Origin of the sequence: Rhodococcus sp. NBC_00297 (assembly GCF_036173065.1) — a bacterium.
Classification (GTDB): domain Bacteria; phylum Actinomycetota; class Actinomycetes; order Mycobacteriales; family Mycobacteriaceae; genus Rhodococcoides.
The window spans coordinates 588,175-606,818 of sequence record NZ_CP108041.1 but is presented as its reverse complement, the minus strand read 5'-3'; the positions used below and the strand labels follow the sequence as shown (position 1 = coordinate 606,818).

Here is an 18,644-nt window from a genome sequence, read left to right as displayed (position 1 = left end):
GCCTCACCGCCGGCGGCCCACCGCTCCGATAGGTTGGCCGGTGTGCTGGTCGACGGAAGAGACATCCCGGTCACCGGGAGCGTCCTGCAACCGTTGACCCGGCGAACGAGCGACATCCTGCGGGTCGTGACCGCGGCGATCGTCCTGGGGGCGATCGTCGTCGGTTCGTTGGTGACCCGCAACGAGTGGACCGCGCTGGAGCGCTCGATCTCCGACATCGTCGGCGTGCTCACCCCGAGCCAGTCCAATGCCGTCTATCTCGTGTACGGCGTCGCCATTCTGGCTCTCCCGTTCACCGTGCTCGCCGGACTGGTGGCGGCACGCCGCTGGCGGCTGCTCGCGGGTTACGTCGCCGCGGCCGTGGTGGCCGCACTGGCGTTGTCGGTCAGTGGCAGCGGGATCTCCGCGCCGAAGTGGCACATCGACGAATCGACGCGCCTGGACACCCTGCTCTCGCAGATCCTCGATGATCCGCGCTGGATCGCCATCGTCGCGGCCGTGCTCACCGTCTCCGGCCCGGGGCTGCCGATCCGCTGGAAGCGGACGTGGTGGGTGCTGCTCCTGGCTTTCGTGCCGATCCATCTGCTCATCAGCACCGTCGTCCCCGCGCGCTCGCTGCTCGGTCTCGCCGTGGGGTGGCTCGCCGGATCGCTTGTGATCTGGGTGGTGGGCACCCCGGCACTCGAGGTGCCGCTCGCCGAGGCCGTCCGTGCCCTGAAGCGCCGGGGAGTCGACATCGCCGGGTTCGTCGTCCTGCGCCCGGCGGGTTCGGGTCCCCTGGTGCTCTCGGGACGGATCGGGCCGGTGGGCCACGACGTGGTCGTCGAGCTGTTCGGTCCCAATCAGCGCAGCCGCGGCGCCCTGCGTCTGCTGCGCCGACTGGTGACTCTGCGGTCGTCGGAGAGCCCGCCCCTGCACGCCTCACAGCGCCGCGCGGTGGAGCATCGCGCGTTGATGGGCATCGCGCTGAACGACCTGGGTGTGGCGGCCTGTGTCCCGACGGCGGTGTCGGCCCTCGAGCGTGGCTGGGTCCTGTACGCCCACAGCGTTCCCCGCGGTCGGCGCGTGGACCCCGAGCGTCCGGAGGATGCGCACGCACTGTGGCGGACTCTGGGAGTGCTGCGCTCCCGGCAGATCTCGCACGGAGACCTCCGGGTCGACGACATTCGGATCGACGAGGACGGCACCGCGTTGCTCGGTGGCTTCGACACCGCGGAACTCGGCGCGTCGCAGGCCCAGATGCACTCGGACGCCGCGCAGCTGATTCTGACCACCGCATCGCTGTACGGGCCCGACGTCGCCGTCGACGCCGCGATCGACAGGCTCGGCCCGGCGGACGTTCTCACCGCCTCACGCCGGCTGACGCCGTCCGCCATCCCGACCCGCGTGCGACGGGCGGTGCACGACGCCAAGGGGGTGCTCACGGCGACGCGCGACACGGTGCTGGCCCGGACCGGGACCTCGGCGATCGCCACCGAGCAGGTGACGCGGTTCTCGCGCAACCAGGTCGTGCAGTTGGTCCTGCTCATCGTGCTGGTCTACGTCGCGTATCCGTTCATCAGTCAGGTCCCCACCTTCGCCTCCGAGCTGGCCTCGATCGACTGGTGGTGGGCACTGCTCGGTCTCGCGATCTCCGCCGCGACCTATTTCGGAGCGGCCGCGGCGCTGTGGGCGTGCGCCTCGGGCGCCGTGGGTTTCCTGAACACGACGATCATGCAGGTGGCCAACACGTTCGCGGCGACGACGACTCCGGCGGGTGTCGGCGGACTGGCGCTGAGCGTCCGCTTCCTGCAGAAGGGCGGGTTGACGCTCACGCGCTCGACCGCCGCGGTGGCGCTGCAGCAACTGGTGCAGGTGATCTCGCACGTGACGCTGCTCGTGGTGTTCAGCGTCGCGGCGGGCCAGTCCGCCGACCTGTCCCGCTTCGTCCCGAGCGCCACGATCCTGTACCTCATCGCCGGTGTCGCGTTCGGCGCCCTCGGCGCCTTCCTGTTCGTGCCCACCCTGCGGCGCTTCCTGCGCACCGCGGTGCGTCCTCAGCTCGCGGAGGTCTACTCGGACCTCTCGGAGCTCGTGCGGCATCCGGCACGCTTCACCGTCATCGTGCTGGGCTGCGCTGCAACCACTCTCGGTGCTGCCTTCGCGCTGTGGGTGAGCATCGAGGCGTTCGGCGGGGGCACCACCTTCATCACGGTCACCATCGTCACGATGATCGGCGGGACGCTCGCCTCCGCAGCCCCGACGCCGGGTGGCATCGGCGCCGTGGAAGCCGCTCTCATCGGCGGTCTGGCGGCGTTCGGGTTGCCCGCCACCATCGCGGTGCCGTCCGTTCTGCTCTATCGCGTGCTCACGTGCTGGATCCCGGTGTTCCTCGGCTGGCCGATCATGCGGTGGTTGGCGCGCAAGGACATGATCTGATCCCGGCCGTCACGACATCCGCAGTGCCAGATAGAAGTTCACGCGGTCCTCGAGTCCGGAGAGATCCCGACCGGTGAGTTCCTCGATGCGCTGGATGCGGTAGCGCACCGAGTTGACGTGCAGGTGCAGCCGGGTCGAGCACGCCGTCCACGATCCGTTGCAGTCGAGGAAGGCTCGCAGAGTCGGGACGAGATCGCTCTGATGGCGGTCGTCGTACTCCACGACCGGATCCAGCAGACGCGAGCGGAACAGCCGTCTCATCTCGTCCGGCACGCTCGCCAGGAGCAGCACCAGGTCCGCCAGTTCGTCGTGCCCCACGATGCGGACCCCGTCGCTGCGGCCGGCCGCGAGCCGGCGGGCATACCTGGCTTCGTCGACGGCGCCGCGGAGTTCGCCCGCCGTCACCGCGCCGCTAACGCCGAGCGAGACGTCGCTGCCGGCAAGTCCGGGAACGAGGCGATCCATCCCCGACCGCACTCGCGGCGTCAGGTCGTCGTCGGTGGGAACGATTGCGACCACCTCACCGTCCGTCACACCGATCGCGCCGCCGCTCGGGAGCAACTCGCGCAGGACCACCCGGAGTTCGCCGGCTCGGAGGGGGCCACTCGCGACGGCCGCGGCGACCACCGCGTACCGAGCGTCGGTGTCGAGGCCGACCACCGTCATCTGGGCGAGGGTGTCCGCGACCGATCCGCCCGCGGTGATCACGCGGATCAGCTGGTGCGCCGAGCGTCCGGACGACCCGAGGCGGTCGTCGGTGCGCTCACGTTCGAGCGCGACGATCGACGCCACGTCCTCGGCGAGTGCGAGCCGCTCGGGAGTCCAACTGCGCCAGTCGCTGCGGAAGGCCACCATCGCGTCGGCGACGCGCGACGTCCGGTCACCGTCGACGGCGAGGAGGGACAGGCCGTGGGACACCACGGGAAGTGCTCGCGCCGTGAGGAAGTCGTGCGCCAGATCGTCGGGACGGATGTCGTCGGGAAGCGGATGGGACGAGGCCACGACGCGCCCGCCGGGGGTGAGCACCCAGCACTCCAGTCCGAGGTCCTCGGACACCAGATCGAGAAGCGGCCCGATGCCGTCCCCGGCGCCGGCGCCCGACACCAGGCGGCGGTGCCGGTCGAGGACCGACCGGAGATCGGTCGCGCGCTCGCGCGAGAGCGAGCGCACCACGCTCTCCGTGATCGTCGCGAAGGCCACGGCGGCGGACACCCGGAACAGGGGCAGCGCGTGTTGGCGGCACGACTCGACGAGATCGGCGGGCACCACGCCGTCGTACGAGGCCGCCAGTGCGGCGACGCCGGCACCGGTGATCGCACGGACGAAGACGTCCGAATCCTCAGGTCTCGTGTGCCACATCAGTCCGGTGAGGACCAGTTCTCCGCCCTCGAGATAGCGACCGGGATCGAGCATGTCGGTCGTCACGACCCATCGGATGACCGTGTCTCGTCCGTCGTCGGACACGAGGGGGTCGAGTCCGAGATGGGGCATGTCGAGTAGGTCGTGCACCTTCATTCGGAGGAACCTACAGTGATTCGCGTGTGATGCGGGTCATAGTCTGTCGTTCCTGCGTCTCGTCCGCCGGACGGTGGGCGGGTGTACTTCTCCCATGGACTTTCTTCGGCCACAGACCTGGGCGGACGCACTCGCCGCCGCAGCCGATCGACCCGATGTCGTCCCCGTGCAGGGGGGTACCGACGTCATGGTCGAGATGAACTTCGATCTGCACAGACCGACGGCGCTGCTCGACCTCAACCCGATCACGGAGCTCACCACCTGGGAGGAAAATCCAGACGGGTCGCTCCGCGTCGGTGCCGGCATGCCGTACGTGCGGATCATCGCCGAACTGGGCGATCGGCTGCCGGGAATCGCGCAAGCTGCGCGCACGGTCGGTTCGCCCCAGATCCGCAACAGGGGGACGGTCGGCGGCAATCTCGGGGGCGCATCGCCCGCCGGCGATCTGCACGCGCCGCTGCTCGCCTGCGGCGCGATCGTCGAGGCCGAGTCGGCCGCTCGGGGCACACGCATGATTCCGGCCGATCAGTTCTACGTCGGTGTCAAGCGTCATTGCCTGGAACCGGACGAGTTGATCCGCGCGTTCCACGTGCCGCCGGCCACCGGGCCGCAGTACTTCTCGAAGGTCGGCACGCGCAACGCCATGGTCATCGCGGTGTGTTCGTTCTCGCTCGCGCTGTTCCCGGCCGAGCGACGTGTCGGGACGGGTATCGGTTCGGCCGCCCCGACGCCGCGGCGGGCCACCGCCGCCGAGGAGTTTCTCGCTGCCGAACTGGACTGGGACGGCACGCTCGACGACGCCGTCGCCCGCCGGTTCGGCGACCTGGTCCGTGAGGCGGCGAGCCCGATCGACGACGTACGCGGTACCGCCGACTATCGGCGACATGCGCTGGCGGTCATGGCGAGACGCACTCTCGCCTGGTCGTGGCGCGACCACAGGAACAACGGAGAGGCGGCGTGAGCATGAGAGTGAACTGCACGGTGAACGGCACCGACCAGAGCGCGGACGACGTGTGGGAGGGCGAGAGTCTTCTCTACGTGTTGCGCGAGCGCATGGGCCTGCCCGGATCGAAGAACGCGTGCGAGCAGGGGGAGTGCGGTTCCTGCACCGTCTATCTCGACGACGTGCCGGTGTGCTCGTGCCTGGTGGCGGCCGGCCAGGTCGAAGGTCGACGCGTGCGCACCGTGGAGGGACTCTCCGACGGGGAGGCGCTGGGTCCGATCCAGAAGGCCTTCGTGGAGTGCGGCGCCGTCCAGTGCGGCTTCTGCACACCGGGGCTGGTGGTCCAGGCGCACGACCTCGTCGAGCGGGTGCCCGATCCGTCCGATGCGGAGATCCGCGAGGCCCTCGCCGGAAACCTCTGCCGCTGCACCGGTTACGAGAAGATTCTCGACGCCGTCCGACTCGCCGCCTCCCGAAGGGCCGATTCCCGATGAGTGTTCGCATCGTCACCAACGCCTACATCGCACCCGTGGTCGGTGCCGAGATCCCGCACGGGTACATCGTCGTCGACGGGCCGCTCGTGACCGCGATCGGCGCGGGTCCCGCGCCGATCGTTCCCGGCGCCGAGATCATCGACGCGCGTGGCGGACTGGTCACGCCCGGTCTGGTCAATGCCCATCACCACCTGTACCAGTGGGCGTCGCAGGGACTGGCGAAGGACAGCACCCTCTTCGAGTGGCTCGTGACCCTGTACCGACCATGGGCGAAGATGGACGCCGAGGTGGTCGGCGGGGCCGCGCTGGCGGGGCTCGGCTGGCTCGCGAAGTCCGGGTGCACCACCAGCACCGATCACCACTACATCTTCCCGAGGGGACGGGGCGATCTGTTCGCCGCCGAGATCGACGCGGCGGCGCGGATCGGAGTGCGTTTCCACCCCTGCCGCGGGTCGATGGACCGGGGCGTGTCGGACGGCGGGCTCCCTCCCGACGAGGTGGTGGAGAAGCTCGACGACATTCTGACCGCCACCGCGGATGCGATCGACACGTACCACGACGCGTCGTTCGGCTCGATGCTGCGCATTGCCGTGGCGCCGTGCTCCCCGTTCTCGATCAGCAAGGACCTGCTCGTGGAATCGGCGAGCCTCGCCCGAGCGAAAAGTGTTCGGCTGCACACACATCTGTCAGAGACGGTGGACGAGGAGGAGCACTGCCTCGCCCAGATGGGCTGCACGCCCGTGCAGTACATGGAACAGGTCGGGTGGCTGGGCGACGACGTGTGGTTCGCCCACGCCGTCCACCTCCACGATTCCGACATCACCGCGCTCGCGGCAACGGGTACCGGCGTCGCGCACTGCCCCAGTTCGAACGCGCGACTCGGCGCGGGAATCGCCCGTGTCGCCGATCTGCTGCACGCCGGCGCGCCGGTCGGTCTCGGCGTGGACGGATCGGCGTCCGCCGAGATGGTCTCGCTCGCCGGCGAGATCCGTCAGGCCGTGTACATGCAGCGGGCACGCTACGGGCCGACCGCGTTGAGTGCCCGCCAGGCTCTCGAGGCCGCGACACTCGGTGGCGCCACGGTCCTCGGCCGGCAGGACGAGATCGGGTCACTCGAGGTGGGCAAGCTCGCCGACCTCGCGATCTGGCGTACCGACGGCTTCTTCGCCGCGATAGACGATCCCGTCGTCGCGCTCGCGTACGGGCAGACGCCGCCCCTGGGCCACCTCATGGTCGGCGGTCGGACGATCGTGGAGGACGACACGCTGATCAGCGTGTCGCAGGACGAGGCGGCGGCGGCCGGAGCGAACGCACACCGTCGTCTCATGGCTCTCGCGAAGGACGTCCTGTGAGCGCCCCCGGACGGACGCGCCCCGGCGCCTTCCCCGCACCCGTGGACGCACCGGGCCTCGGACGCGTGGGAGACAGTCCGCTCCGCCCCGACGGGACCCTGAAGGTCAAGGGAGAGTTCGCGTACTCGTCCGATCTGTTCATCGACGGCATGCTGCACGGGGCCACCCTGCGGAGTCCGCATCCCCGCGCGCGCATCGTGTCCGTGGACATCTCGGCGGCGCTCGCCCTCCCCGGCGTGGAGGCCGTGCTCACCCACGAGGACGTGCCGGGACGCCCGTGTTTCGGCCTCGACGGCACCTGGGACCAGCCTGTCCTCGCCTTCGGCGAGGTGCGTCACGAAGGCGAGCCGATCGTCCTCGTCGCGGCGGATCACCCCGAGACCGCGCGCCGGGCGATGGAACGGATCGAGGTGGTCTACGAGGTGCTCGAGCCGCTGTGCGACGCCCGCCGTGCCGCACTGGATCCGACCTACCCGAAGGTGCAGGAGCGCGGCGGAATCGCACGCCACCAACCGGTGCGCGTCGGCGACGTGGCCGCTGCGCGCGCGCGGGCCGATGTGATCGTCAGCAGCGACTTCTCGGTCGGCATCCAGGACCAGGCCTTCCTCGGACCCGAATCAGGTCTCGCGGTTCCCGGCGACGACGGCGGGGTGGACCTGTACGTCGCGACGCAATGGATGCACAACGACCTCGAACAGATCGGGCCGTGCCTCGGACTGCCGAAGGAGAAGATCAGGATGACGCTCTCCGGAGTCGGGGGAGCGTTCGGCGGGCGCGAGGACCTGTCCATGCAGATCCACGCGGCCATGCTCGCGATGTACACGGGCAAGCCGGTCCGGATGGTCTACAACCGCTACGAGTCGTTCTTCGGGCATGTGCACCGGCACCCGGCGCAGATGCACTACGAGTACGGCGCCACGAGCGACGGCCGGCTGTTGTTCGCGGACGTCGAGATCATCCTCGACGGCGGCGCCTACACGTCGGCCACGCTGAACGTCGTCGGCAACGCTGCGTCGCTGGGCGTGGGACCGTACGTGATCCCGAACATCGAGATAGACGCGTACGGCGTCTACACGAACAACCCGCCGTGCGGCGCGATGCGCGGATTCGGCGCCGTACAGGCATGTTTCGCGTACGAGTCGATGATGGACCAGCTCGCCGAGGCGTGCGGTCTGAGCCCGGTCGAGGTCCGCCGCGTCAACGCCGTCGCTCAGGGTTCGCTCCTCGCCACCGGTCAGGTGATCGAGGCTCCCGCGCCCCTCGCCGAGATGCTCCTCCGGGCCGAGGCGATGCCCATGCCCGCGCCACTGGACACCTCCGACATCCGCAACCTTCCCGGCGGCGCGTCGCAGACCACGCACGGTGAGGGCGTCGTGCGGGGAGTCGGCTACGGCGTGGGACTCAAGAACATCTGCTTCTCGGAGAACTACGACGACTACTCGACGGCGCGGGTCCGACTCGAGGTCATCGGCGGCGAGGTCACCGCTCTGGTGCACACGGCCGCCGCCGAGGTGGGACAGGGCCTGGTCACCCTCGAGGTGCAGATCGCCCGCACCGAGCTGGGGGTGTCGCGCGTGACGATCCATCCTGCCGACACCACCATCGGAAACTCAGGGTCGTCGTCCGCGTCCCGCCAGTCCTACATGACCGGCGGTGCGGTGAAGGCCGCGTGCGAGGCGGTCCGGGAGGCCGTGTTCGTCCTCGCCGGACTGCATCTCGGTCGCGCCGCGACGGACCTGACTCTCGACGGCGGCAAGGTCGTCTCCCGCACCGACGGCGTCCTGGCCACGATCGAGGACGTTCTCGGCGACCGAGTGGTCGAGCAGACCCGCGAGTTCCACCACCGTCCCACCACCGGCATGGACCCGGTGACCGGGCAGGGCGCGAGCCACACCCAGCTCGCGCTGTGCGTGCACCGCGCGGTGGTCGACGTCGACGTCGAGCTCGGTCTGGTGAAGGTCGTCGAGATGGCCGCCGTCCAGGACGTCGGCAAGATCCTCAACCGGCTCTCCCTCGAGGGGCAGATCCACGGCGGATCGGCTCAGGGACTGGGCCTGGCGCTGATGGAGGAGATCGTCGTCGTGGACGGGCTCGTGAAGAACCCGTCGTTCACCGACTACCTCATCCCCACCATCCTCGACATGCCGCCGATGAAACTCGACATCCTGGAGAACCCGGACCCATTGGCGCCGTACGGCCTTCGCGGCGCCGGTGAGCCTCCGACCCTGTCCTCCACCCCCGCAGTCGTCGCTGCCGTTCGCGACGCCACCGGACTCGCCCTCACGCGAGTACCGATACGACCCGAACACATCACGGACCCGGGAAGGCCCTGACCTCATGACGAAACTCGATCCCGCGACGACGGTGGGCAGCGGCGGGCGCCGCTCCCGGCTCGACACGTTCTTCTCCATCACGATGCGCGGCTCCACGATCACCCGTGAGATCCGCGGTGGCATCACGACGTTCGTCGCGATGGCCTACCTGATCGTGCTGATCCCGCTCATCATCGGCGACGCGCAGGACGTCACCGGTGCGACCCTCGACCCGGCACAGTTGAGCACCATGGTCGCGCTGTCGGCGGGGCTGACGACCGTGCTGATGGGCGTGGTGGGCAATGCGCCGCTCGCCATGGCGGCAGGGCTGGGAGTGACGCCGATCGTGGTGTTCCAGGCCGCGCCGTTCATGACCTGGCCCCAGGCGATGGGTCTCGTCGTCCTCGAAGGTGTCATCATCGTCGTCCTCGCGCTGACCGGTGTCCGCCAACTCATCATGGACGCGATCCCGCGCGTGCTGAAGCAGGCCATCGGAGTGGGCATCGGAGCGTTCATCGCTCTCATCGGTCTCGTCGACGCCGGGTTCGTCGGCTACGGCGACAACGCCTCCACCGCAGTCACACTCGGAATCTTCGGCAAGCTCGCAGGCTGGCCGGTCCTCGTGTTCTGCGTCGGCCTCGTGGTCATGATGGTGCTGTTCGTCCGGCGCGTCCCCGGTGCGATGCTCATCGGCATCTTCGTCGCCACCAACCTCGCCATCGTGCTGAACTCCGTGGTCGACATCGACCCACGCGCATGGGGTCCCGTGGTGCCCTCGGTACCCGATTCCATCGTCGCCACACCGCGATTCGACCTGCTGTTCGAGGTGGACGTGTTCGGCGGCTTCGCCCGCGCCGGCGTCGTCACCGCCTCGGTCGTGCTGTTCACGCTGGTGCTCTCGGGCTTCTTCGACGCCATGGGAACCATCCTCGGAGTGGGGGAGGAGGCCGGGCTCGTCGACAAACAGGGGCGGCTGCCCGGACTGAGCCGCATCCTCACCGTCGACGGCATCGGCGCCATCCTCGGCGGCGCGATCAACGGGTCCGCCAACACCGCGGTGGTCGAATCGGCCGCCGGAGTCGCGGAGGGTGCTCGCACGGGACTGGCCAGCGTGGTCACCGGTGGACTGCTCACCAGCCTCATCTTCTTCACACCACTCGCCGGCGTCGTCCCGGTCGGCGCGGCAGCACCTGCCCTGGTCCTCGTCGGCGCGTTGATGATGACCCACGTCCGCAAGATCGACTGGGAGGACACCGAGATCGCGATCCCGGCCTTCCTGACCATCGTGCTCATGCCCTTCACGTACTCGATCACGGTCGGTGTGGCGGCAGGGGTGTTGTCCTACACGATCATCCGCCTGGCCAAGGGAAAGGTGCGGCAGACGCACTGGCTGCTGTACGTCATGAGCGCGGTGTTCGTCGTGTACTTCGCACTGCACCCCATCGAGGAAGCGCTGGGCATCTCCTGATGCGGGACATCGCGGACCGGTTGATGGCCTGGCACGACGCGGGACTGGCGTACGCCGTCGCGACCGTCGTCGCCGTCTCGGGCAGCGCGCCCCGGTCACCCGGTGCCGCGATGGCCGTCGCCTCCGACGGGCGGGTGGTGGGCAGCGTGTCGGGCGGCTGCGTCGAAGGTGCCGTCTACGCGCTCTGCGAGGAGGTCCTGGAGACCGGCGTCGCGGTCCGCCGGAGTTTCGGCTACAGCGACGACGACGCGTTCGCCGTCGGGCTCACCTGCGGGGGCGAGATCGAGGTGTTCGTCTCGCCGGCGCCCGACCCCGCGGTCCTGCGGTCGTTCGACGGCGCCGTCGCCACCGTTCAGCTCCTCGACTCCGTCGGCACGGTCCTGGCCGTGCGGCCGGACCGGCACGTCGGATCGACCGGCTTCGCCGACATCGAGCGCATCGCGGTCGACGAGGCCCGCGCCATGCTGGACACCGGGACCACCGGAATCCGTTCCGTTCGTTGCCGACCCGGTGTGGAGATGTTCGTCGCGTCGTATGCCGAGCCGCCGCGACTGCTCGTCTTCGGTGCCATCGATCATGCCGGCGCTCTGGCCCGGCTCGGTACCTTCCTCGGCTACCGCGTGACGGTGTGCGACGCGCGCCCGGTGTTCGCCACACGGGCACGGTTTCCGGACGCCGACGAGGTGATCGCCGAATGGCCGCACTCCTATCTCGCGCGCACCGAGGTCGACGCGCGCACGGTGGTGTGCGTCCTGACCCACGACGCGAAGTTCGACGTGCCGCTGCTCGAGGTCGCGCTCAGGTTGCCGGTGGCGTTCGTCGGGGCGATGGGGTCCAGACGAACCCACCGTGACCGGCTGGCACGGCTGCGCGAGGTGGGGATGACCGAGACCGAGCTGTCTCGACTGCGGTCACCCGTCGGCCTCGACCTGGGTGCGAGTACACCCGAGGAGACCGCGGTGGCCATCGCGGCGGAGTTCGTGGCAGCGCGGCGCGGCGGCAGCGGCATGTCCCTGACACTCGGGGACGGCCCGATCCACCACGCGACCGTGCCCGACCGTCGTCAGGCGTAGCCGAGTTGTGTGCAGTGATCCGCGGTGGGCGCGGATCACTGCACACAGGCGGACCGGGAACGACCGTGCCGCCCTGCGCGTCGAACCACTCGTGATCGACAGACTGCTCGCGGCTCAGGACGGCGTGGTCACGTCCGCACACGCTCGAGCTGCCGGCCTGAGCTCGGACGCTCTCGCACGACGAGTCCGCTCGGGACGGTGGCGACGGGTGAGTCCCGGCGTGTACGTCGCCCTCGACCGACCGTTCACCGACACAGCGCGGGTGCGGTGCGCAGTGTGGTCGACCACCAGCGGAGTGCTCACCGGGACGAGCGCCGCGTTCTGGTTGGGCCTGACGACGCATCTCCCGCCGCTGGTCGAGGTCACCGTTCCGCTCACCGCGTCGGGACGCCCCGCGCCGGGGGTTCGGTTGCGCCGCCGCACTCTCGATGCGGCAGACATCGTCGAGGTCCGCCGTGTCCGCGTCTCCGGTCTGGCGCTGACGGTGCTCGAGGCATCCGTCGTTCTCGGCCAGGAGGTCATGGACCGGCAGCTGCAGCGGCACGCGACTCTTCTGGGCCTACGGCGGGCGCAGGACCGCAATCGCGGACGACACGGCAGCACGGAAGCAGAGCGGTTGTTGCGGGCGGCCGAGTCCGGCGCTCGATCGGAGGCGGAGCGACTCGTTGTTCGCCTGCTCACCGTATCCGGGCTCCGCGGGTGGGTGGTGAACCATCCGTTCGGCGGGTACGTGCTCGACATCGCGTTCCCGTTGCAGCGCTTGGCGATCGAGATCGACGGGTGGGCATTCCACTCCGACAGCGCGGCCTTCCAGCGTGACCGTATCCGGCAGAACGTGCTGAGCGCGTCGTGGACGGTGCTGCGCTACACCTGGCGCGACCTGACCGAGCGTCCCGGCGACGTGATCGCGGAGATCCGCGCGCTCGTCGATCGTGTGCAGTGATCCGCGGTATCCGCGGATCACTGCACACAAGCCAGCGCTACTCGCTGGGACGCGAGGACGACCAGCGTTCGCGGGCCGCGGTGGCCGAGGCGTCGTCGAGCTCACCGAACAGCCGCAGCCGCGACAGTCCACCGTCCGGGTAGACGTCCAGACGCAGGTGCGTCGCGGCAGGCGAGGTATCCAGGGCGAACCGGTGCCGTGTGTCCGGAGCGACGGCCGTTCGCGGTAGCAGTTCGTGCCACGCGCCCTCGTCGCGGACGTCGGCGGTGCGCGCATCCACGGTGGTGACACGGACCCACCTGGGGGGGTTGCCGACGTAGTAGCTCGTGTCCACTTCGAGGTGGCGGGGAACACCCGCGGCCGCCAGTGCGAACACCGCGAAGTCGTTGCCTCCGTGTCGTCGTCGCGCGTTCTCCCAGCCCTCACCCATGTTGCGGGCGCGGCCCGGCATGATGATGTTGGCCGGCGAGGAGTAGAACGCGTCGGAGCACTCCGTCAGGACAGCGCCGTTCTCCGCGGCGAGCAGGTCGACCGTCCCCGTCAGGAACCTCGGGTCCGGGACCACCTCGCCGTGCACCCGGAGTCGGGCCACGCCCCCGTCGGGAAAGATGTTGAGGCGCACATGTGTCCACCGGTGGTGATCGTCGACGCTGTAGGCGTTCGCGGTGCCGCCGAGTGCCGGCGATCTCTCGACGAGGGTGTGCCAGTCGGCCTTCTCCAGCTCCTCGCTCGACGGGTGGCCCTCGACGCAGGCCCCGTCGACGGACACGAACGGCGGGTAGTTGCCGAGGAAGTGTGCCGTGTCGACGATGACGCCGTGCACGATGCCGGCGGCACCGAGTCGGACGATCGCCCAGTCGTGTCCGTCGTCGCGGCGGCGGCGTGTCTCCCACCCGTCGTAGACCTTGCCCTTGTGCCCGAAGTCGTGGGGGTCGAAGAATGGGGGTTCCGGCCGGATCAGGTTCTCCCGCTGGGCGAACAGTTCGTCGTTCGCCGCGCTGACGCTTCCTCCCAAGGCTCGGGAGGCGAGGTCGACGTGGGCGGTGAACGCAGCGGTGGTCATGAAACTCCTTCAGTGAGGTACGAGGTGGCGATGGTCGCGCCGATCCGCCGGAGCAGCGTCGGAGCGTGGCGCATCGACGCGGCGAGATCGGGTTCGAGATCGGCGAGCGAGTAGGAGCGAACGATGCCGTGGTCGAGTAGGCGATCGGGTGCGAGCGTGATTCGGCCGGCGACGGCGATCACCGGGATGCCCTCGTCGCGGGCGACGTGGGCGACGCCGACCGGGACTTTGCCGTGCAGGCTCTGCTCGTCCAGCGATCCCTCACCGGTGACCACGAGGTCTGCCGACGCCAGCCGGCGACGGAAGTCGACCAGGTCGAGCACGGTATCGATCCCGGACCGCACCGTCGCCCCCAGCACTGCCATCGCGCCGAAGGCAGTTCCGCCGGCTGCGCCCGCACCGGGCCGATCGGCGTGGGCAGCGCCCGCGACCTCCGCCCATCGCGTCATCGCCTGCTCGAGGACACGCACTGCGTCCGGGCCGGCGCCCTTCTGTGGTGCGTACACGGCGGTGGCGCCCGCCGGGCCGAGCAGTGGATTGTCGACGTCGCACGCGAGCTGGAAGGAGACGCCGGCCACCGCGGACGTCATCGCGTCGAGATCCAACGTCGCCGCCTCGCGCAACGCCGCACCGCCGCCGGTGATCTCACGGCCACGGGCGTCGAGGATGCGCACACCCAGTCCGCGGAGCATGCCGGCGCCGCCGTCGGTGGAGGCGCTGCCGCCCAGCCCGATGACCACGGTCCGCACTCCGGCGGCAAGCGCGTGGGAGATGATGGTTCCGAGTCCGAACGTGCTCGCCGCCAGAGCATTCGGGGTTCCGCCCGGTAGTAAGGACAATCCCACCGTGGAGGCGAGTTCGACGACCGCGGTGGCTCCCCGCCGCGCGTACGAGGAGTCGACAGGCATGCCCGTCGGACCGGTCGTGGACACGGGCACGCGGTCCCACCCGGCGGCGACGGCGGCGTCGACCGTGCCGTCGCCGCCGTCCGCCACCGGCAGTCGCACGACGTCCCACGACGGTGCGGTGGTCGCGATGCCCTCGGCCAGAGCATCGGCGACCTCGATCGCCGTCGCCGATCCCTTGAACTTGTCGGGAGAGACGAGAACGCGCGGCATCCTCAGTCCAACATCAGCAGTGCCGTGGGTGCGTCGGCGGACGACTGTGCGAGGTCCTCGAACTCGCCGACGTTGTCGAGCTCGGTGCCCATCGAGATGTTGGTGACGCGTTCGAGCACGATCTCGACGACGACGGGGACCTTGTGCTCGGCCGCCAGGGTGCGAGCCGAGGTGAGTGCCTCCGCGATCGCATCCGGGTCGGTGACGCGCAGCGCCTTGCATCCCAACCCTTCCGCGACTGCGACGTGATCGACGCCGTAGCCCTTGGGGATGCCCGGTTCACCGTCGACCGGGTCGCGGTGGTTGATGTTGTCGAACCCGAGCTGCACACAGAAGTCCATGTCGAAGGCGCGCTGGGCCTGCCGGATCAGACCGAGGTACGAGTTGTTCACCAGCACGTGCACGTAGGGGAGGTTGAACTGTGCGCCGACGGCCAACTCCTCGATCATGAACTGGAAGTCGTAGTCGCCGGAGAGACCCACGACGGGTGCGCCCGGATCCGCCGCGACCACACCGAGCGCCGCGGGGATCGTCCATCCCAGCGGCCCGGCCTGGCCGCAGTTGATCCAGTTGCGCGGCTCGTACACGTGCAGGAACTGCCCCCCGGCGATCTGCGACAACCCGATCGTGGTGACGTAGCGGGTGTCCCGGCCGAAGACGCGGTTCATCTCCTCGTACACGCGCTGCGGCTTGATCGGGACGTCGTCGAAGTGCGTGCGACGCTGCATGGTCCGCTTCCGCGTCGCGCACTCCTCCACCCAGCCAGTGAGGTCGCGGAGCGCACCGGCCGCGCGACGGTCCCGTGCGACGGCGACGAACTGTTCCAGTGCTGCCGCAGCGTCCGAGATGATGCCGTAGTCGGGGGCGAACACCCGTCCGATCTGAGTCGGCTCGATGTCGACGTGCACGAACGTCCGCGTCCCGCGGTAGGTGTCCAGGCCACCGGTGTGTCGGTTGGCCCACCGGTTCCCGATGCCGATGACGAAGTCCGAGGCGAGCAGCGTCGCGTTGCCGTAACGGTGCGAGGTCTGCAGCCCGACCATCCCCGCGGCGAGCCGGTGATCGTCGGGAATGGTGCCCCAGCCCATCAGCGTGGGGATCACGGGGACGTTCAGGACCTCGGCCAACTCGACCAGCAGGTCCGACGCGTCGGCGTTGACGATGCCGCCGCCGGCGACGATCAACGGTCGCTCGGCGGCGAGCAGCATGTCGATCGCCTTCTCGGCCTGTGCCCGCGAGGCACGCGGCTTGTGCACCGGCAGTGACTGATACGTGTCGGGGTCGAACTCGATCTCGGCCATCTGCACGTCGATGGGCAGGTCGATCAGGACGGGCCCCGGGCGCCCGGACCGCATCAGGTGGAACGCCTGCGCGAAGGCGCCGGGCACCTGCGCGGGCTCGAGGACCGTCATGGCCATCTTCGTCACCGGTGCGGCGATCGACGCGATGTCGACGGCCTGAAAGTCTTCCTTGTGCAGTCGGGCCACCGGTGCCTGGCCCGTGATGGCCAGTACGGGAACGGAATCCGCCATCGCGGAGTAGAGACCGGTGATCATGTCGGTGCCGGCCGGCCCGGAGGTGCCGATGCAGATGCCGATGTTGCCGGCCTTCGCTCGGGTGAATCCCTCCGCCATGTGTGACGCGCCCTCGACGTGGCGGGCCAGGACATGCCGGATCCCGCCGTGCGCCCGCATGGCCGAGTAGAAGGGGTTGATCGCGGCGCCGGGCAGACCGAACGCGGTGGTGGCGCCTTCGAGTTCGAGAATCTTCACCGCGGCGTCGGCCGCGCGCATGCGGGTCATCGGCTCGCCTTCCCGGACAGCTGCTCGACGCCGCGGAACAGGGCCGAGTGGTCGAGTCCGCCGTCACCGTTCGCGCGTGCCGACGCCATCAGCTGGGCGAGCAGGGCACCCATCGGCGTGACGACACCCGCCTCGCGTGCCGCGGAGCCGACGATGCCGAGGTCCTTGTGGTGCAGGTCGATCCGGAACCCGGGCTCGAACGATCGGTCGAGCATCTTCTGTGCCTTCTGCTTCAGGACTGCCGATCCGGCGAGGCCGCCCCCGAGAACCTCGACGGCGGCGCGCATGTCGACGCCGTAGGCCTCGAGGAAGACGATCGCCTCCGCGAGCACCTGGATGTTGCCGGCCACGATCAATTGGTTGGCGGCCTTGACGGTCTGCCCGGAGCCGTTGGGTCCGACGTGGACGACGGTCGAGCCCACCACGTCGAGAATGGGCCTGGCCGACTCGACGTCCTCGGCGCTGCCGCCCACCATGATCGACAGGGCCCGGTTCTCGGCGCCGGCCTGACCGCCGGACACCGGCGCGTCGATGATGCGGAACCCTCGTGACCGGGCCTCCTGCGCCAGCGCGCTGGTGACGTCCGGTCGGATGCTGGAGAAGTCGATGATCAGGGCGTCTGCAGGTGCGTTGTCGAACACCCCGCCCTCGCCGGTGAGGACGTCCTGGACGTCGGGGGAGTCGGGCACCATGACCGCGATGACGTCCGCGCCGGTCACCGCCTTGGCGATCGACTCGGCCGCGGTGCCGCCGGCCTCGACCAGTGGTGCGGTGCGGTCGGGTGTGAGGTTGTACCCGACCACCTGATGGCCGGCATGTGCGAGGTGGACGGCCATGGGGCTGCCCATGATGCCGAGTCCGATGAATGCGATGGTGCTCATGGCGGATCCTTACGTGGAGTGCGAGTGGGTGAGCCAGTCGAAGGCGGTGTCCCGAGCGGCCTTGTACTCGAGTCCGATGACACCGCGGTAGCCGTTCTCGGCGAGGCGCGCGAGGTGCGCGTCCAGATCGAGGGCGCCGCTGCCGGGTGCACCGCGACCGGGCGCGTCAGCAATTTGGACGTGTCCGATCAGGGCGGCCCGGGTGTCGATGACCGCGGCGACGTCGTCACCGTTGACGTCGAGGTGGTACAGGTCGGCGAGCAGTCGGAGCGAGTCGACGCCGCGGGCGGCGACCCGATCGATCACGGCGACCGCGTCCGCGGCCGTCGTCAGCGGGTAGGCGGGAGCTCCGCTCACCGGCTCGATCAGGACGACTCCACCGAGTCGGGCGACGGCGGTGCCGGCGGCCACCAGGTTGTCGGTGGCGACGCGGTCCTGTTCGACGGGATCGACCCCCTCAAGCCGATTGCCGTAGAGCGCGTTGAACGCTCGGGTACCGAGTCGCTCACCGATTCCGACCGTGACGTCGATGTTGTCGCGGAACGCCGCGATCTGTGCCGGGTCTGACAGGATTCCCCGATCACCGGCCGGCATGTCGCCCGCGGCGAAGTTCAGCCCGGTCAGTCGGACCCCGGCATCCTCGACCGCGGTGACGAAGGCGTCCACCTCGCGGTCGGCGGGCACGGGAGAGGCGAAGGGCCACCAGAACTCGACGGCGTCGAAGCCGAGATCCCGAGCGAGCCGAGGGCGCTCGAGGAGGGGCACCTCGGTCAACAGGATCGAGCAGTTGACCGCGTACGTCCACGTCTCGCGGCCGCTCACGAGACGTCGCCGGACGACGGGGCGGTGAGCCCGCGGTACCGCCGCCAGCTGCCGGCGGCGGTGATGTCCGTCAGGCCCGTGTGGTCGTCGAGCAGTATGCCGGGCCGAAGACCCACGGCGAGAACGGAATCTCCGTTCTCGAGCTGCACGACCGTCAGTTCGAGCTCGGGGGGCTCGTCGGGCAGGAACCGAGCGCGGATGTCATTCATCGGGACGTCGTACAGCTCACCCTCGATGGCGGCGCCGCCGTCCGGGGCGAGAACCAGGGCCGGGAACTCGTCCCGTACCGAGTAGAAGCGGTAGTCGGGTGTGGTGCGCACGGTGCCGAGGAAGGTGTGGGCGGCGACGTTGTGGTGCAGAACGCCACCACGCATAGCGTCGCCGTTGCAGAAGAGTCGAGCCATCGAATGGACCTCCAGAATCCGTAATGTGGAATAAGT

Annotated in this window: 15 protein-coding genes; 8 read left to right on the top strand and 7 right to left on the bottom strand. The window is 69.5% G+C overall.

Annotated features, from left to right (window positions below; all coding sequences use genetic code 11):
- Window positions 1-42 precede the first annotated feature (42 nt).
- Window positions 43-2,418 carry a lysylphosphatidylglycerol synthase transmembrane domain-containing protein gene (locus OG947_RS02790; RefSeq protein WP_328813066.1) on the top strand — a complete coding sequence of 792 codons (2,376 nt, stop codon included), beginning with the start codon at window positions 43-45 and terminating at the stop codon, window positions 2,416-2,418.
- Between the two features lie 9 nt (window positions 2,419-2,427).
- On the opposite strand, the gene OG947_RS02785 is transcribed toward OG947_RS02790, so the two are convergent.
- Window positions 2,428-3,933: a PucR family transcriptional regulator gene (locus OG947_RS02785; RefSeq protein WP_328813065.1), complete on the bottom strand. Its 1,506-nt coding sequence runs from the start codon at window positions 3,931-3,933 to the stop codon at window positions 2,428-2,430.
- A gap of 94 nt (window positions 3,934-4,027) precedes the next feature.
- Between OG947_RS02785 and OG947_RS02780 the strand changes: the two genes are divergently transcribed.
- The 7 genes from OG947_RS02780 to OG947_RS02750 all read left to right on the top strand — a co-directional run bounded on the left by OG947_RS02780 (window position 4,028) and on the right by OG947_RS02750 (window position 12,518).
- Window positions 4,028-4,894, top strand: coding sequence for an FAD binding domain-containing protein (locus tag OG947_RS02780; RefSeq protein ID WP_328813064.1), 867 nt, complete (start codon window positions 4,028-4,030; stop codon window positions 4,892-4,894).
- A 2-nt stretch (window positions 4,895-4,896) separates the two neighbouring features.
- On the top strand, window positions 4,897-5,370 hold the full coding sequence (locus OG947_RS02775; protein WP_027504988.1) for a (2Fe-2S)-binding protein: 474 nt from the start codon (window positions 4,897-4,899) through the stop codon (window positions 5,368-5,370).
- Entirely contained in the window at window positions 5,367-6,722 is a 1,356-nt protein-coding gene (locus OG947_RS02770; protein ID WP_328813063.1) for an 8-oxoguanine deaminase, read from the top strand. The genes OG947_RS02775 and OG947_RS02770 overlap by 4 nt, the downstream gene beginning before the upstream one ends.
- The gene (locus OG947_RS02765; protein WP_328813062.1) at window positions 6,719-9,055 is read left to right on the top strand and encodes a molybdopterin cofactor-binding domain-containing protein; all 2,337 of its coding nucleotides are present in this window, start codon (window positions 6,719-6,721) and stop codon (window positions 9,053-9,055) included. Before OG947_RS02770 ends, OG947_RS02765 begins: the two co-directional genes overlap by 4 nt.
- A 4-nt stretch (window positions 9,056-9,059) precedes the next feature.
- Window positions 9,060-10,502, top strand: a complete 1,443-nt coding sequence (locus tag OG947_RS02760; RefSeq protein ID WP_027504991.1) for an NCS2 family permease — start codon at window positions 9,060-9,062, stop codon at window positions 10,500-10,502.
- A complete protein-coding gene (locus OG947_RS02755) occupies window positions 10,502-11,575 on the top strand; it encodes an XdhC family protein (protein WP_328813060.1) in 1,074 nt (357 codons plus the stop codon). Before OG947_RS02760 ends, OG947_RS02755 begins: the two co-directional genes overlap by 1 nt.
- 91 nt (window positions 11,576-11,666) lie before the next feature.
- Window positions 11,667-12,518: a type IV toxin-antitoxin system AbiEi family antitoxin domain-containing protein gene (locus tag OG947_RS02750; protein WP_328813059.1), complete on the top strand. Its 852-nt coding sequence runs from the start codon at window positions 11,667-11,669 to the stop codon at window positions 12,516-12,518.
- 37 nt (window positions 12,519-12,555) lie between these two features.
- On the opposite strand, the gene alc is transcribed toward OG947_RS02750, so the two are convergent.
- Genes alc through OG947_RS02720 form a run of 6 tightly spaced genes read right to left on the bottom strand, consistent with a single transcriptional unit; the run spans window position 12,556 to window position 18,608 of the window.
- On the bottom strand, window positions 12,556-13,581 hold the full coding sequence (alc, locus tag OG947_RS02745) for an allantoicase (protein ID WP_328813057.1): 1,026 nt from the start codon (window positions 13,579-13,581) through the stop codon (window positions 12,556-12,558).
- Entirely contained in the window at window positions 13,578-14,699 is a 1,122-nt protein-coding gene (locus OG947_RS02740) for a glycerate kinase (RefSeq protein ID WP_328813056.1), read from the bottom strand. The genes alc and OG947_RS02740 overlap by 4 nt, the downstream gene beginning before the upstream one ends.
- 2 nt (window positions 14,700-14,701) lie before the next feature.
- The gene (gcl, locus tag OG947_RS02735) at window positions 14,702-16,501 is read right to left on the bottom strand and encodes a glyoxylate carboligase (protein ID WP_328813055.1); all 1,800 of its coding nucleotides are present in this window, start codon (window positions 16,499-16,501) and stop codon (window positions 14,702-14,704) included.
- Window positions 16,498-17,382 carry a 2-hydroxy-3-oxopropionate reductase gene (locus OG947_RS02730; protein ID WP_204867894.1) on the bottom strand — a complete coding sequence of 295 codons (885 nt, stop codon included), beginning with the start codon at window positions 17,380-17,382 and terminating at the stop codon, window positions 16,498-16,500. Before OG947_RS02730 ends, gcl begins: the two co-directional genes overlap by 4 nt.
- Window positions 17,383-17,391: 9 nt before the next feature.
- Window positions 17,392-18,204, bottom strand: a complete 813-nt coding sequence (locus OG947_RS02725) for a hydroxypyruvate isomerase family protein (protein ID WP_328813053.1) — start codon at window positions 18,202-18,204, stop codon at window positions 17,392-17,394.
- Window positions 18,201-18,608 carry an allophanate hydrolase-related protein gene (locus tag OG947_RS02720; RefSeq protein ID WP_222637729.1) on the bottom strand — a complete coding sequence of 136 codons (408 nt, stop codon included), beginning with the start codon at window positions 18,606-18,608 and terminating at the stop codon, window positions 18,201-18,203. The genes OG947_RS02725 and OG947_RS02720 overlap by 4 nt, the downstream gene beginning before the upstream one ends.
- Window positions 18,609-18,644: the final 36 nt, after the last annotated feature.

What these genes read in the sequence shown, in the direction of transcription:
- OG947_RS02740 (WP_328813056.1), bottom strand. Translation starts at nt 14,699, where the DNA reads ATGCCGCGCGTTCTCGTCTCTCCCGACAAGTTCAAGGGATCGGCGACG.
- OG947_RS02730 (WP_204867894.1), bottom strand. Translation starts at nt 17,382, where the DNA reads ATGAGCACCATCGCATTCATCGGACTCGGCATCATGGGCAGCCCCATG.
- OG947_RS02775 (WP_027504988.1), top strand. Translation starts at nt 4,897, where the DNA reads ATGAGAGTGAACTGCACGGTGAACGGCACCGACCAGAGCGCGGACGAC.
- OG947_RS02780 (WP_328813064.1), top strand. Translation starts at nt 4,028, where the DNA reads ATGGACTTTCTTCGGCCACAGACCTGGGCGGACGCACTCGCCGCCGCA.
- alc (WP_328813057.1), bottom strand. Translation starts at nt 13,581, where the DNA reads ATGACCACCGCTGCGTTCACCGCCCACGTCGACCTCGCCTCCCGAGCC.
- gcl (WP_328813055.1), bottom strand. Translation starts at nt 16,501, where the DNA reads ATGACCCGCATGCGCGCGGCCGACGCCGCGGTGAAGATTCTCGAACTC.
- OG947_RS02785 (WP_328813065.1), bottom strand. Translation starts at nt 3,933, where the DNA reads ATGAAGGTGCACGACCTACTCGACATGCCCCATCTCGGACTCGACCCC.
- OG947_RS02720 (WP_222637729.1), bottom strand. Translation starts at nt 18,608, where the DNA reads ATGGCTCGACTCTTCTGCAACGGCGACGCTATGCGTGGTGGCGTTCTG.
- OG947_RS02760 (WP_027504991.1), top strand. Translation starts at nt 9,060, where the DNA reads ATGACGAAACTCGATCCCGCGACGACGGTGGGCAGCGGCGGGCGCCGC.
- OG947_RS02755 (WP_328813060.1), top strand. Translation starts at nt 10,502, where the DNA reads ATGCGGGACATCGCGGACCGGTTGATGGCCTGGCACGACGCGGGACTG.
- OG947_RS02770 (WP_328813063.1), top strand. Translation starts at nt 5,367, where the DNA reads ATGAGTGTTCGCATCGTCACCAACGCCTACATCGCACCCGTGGTCGGT.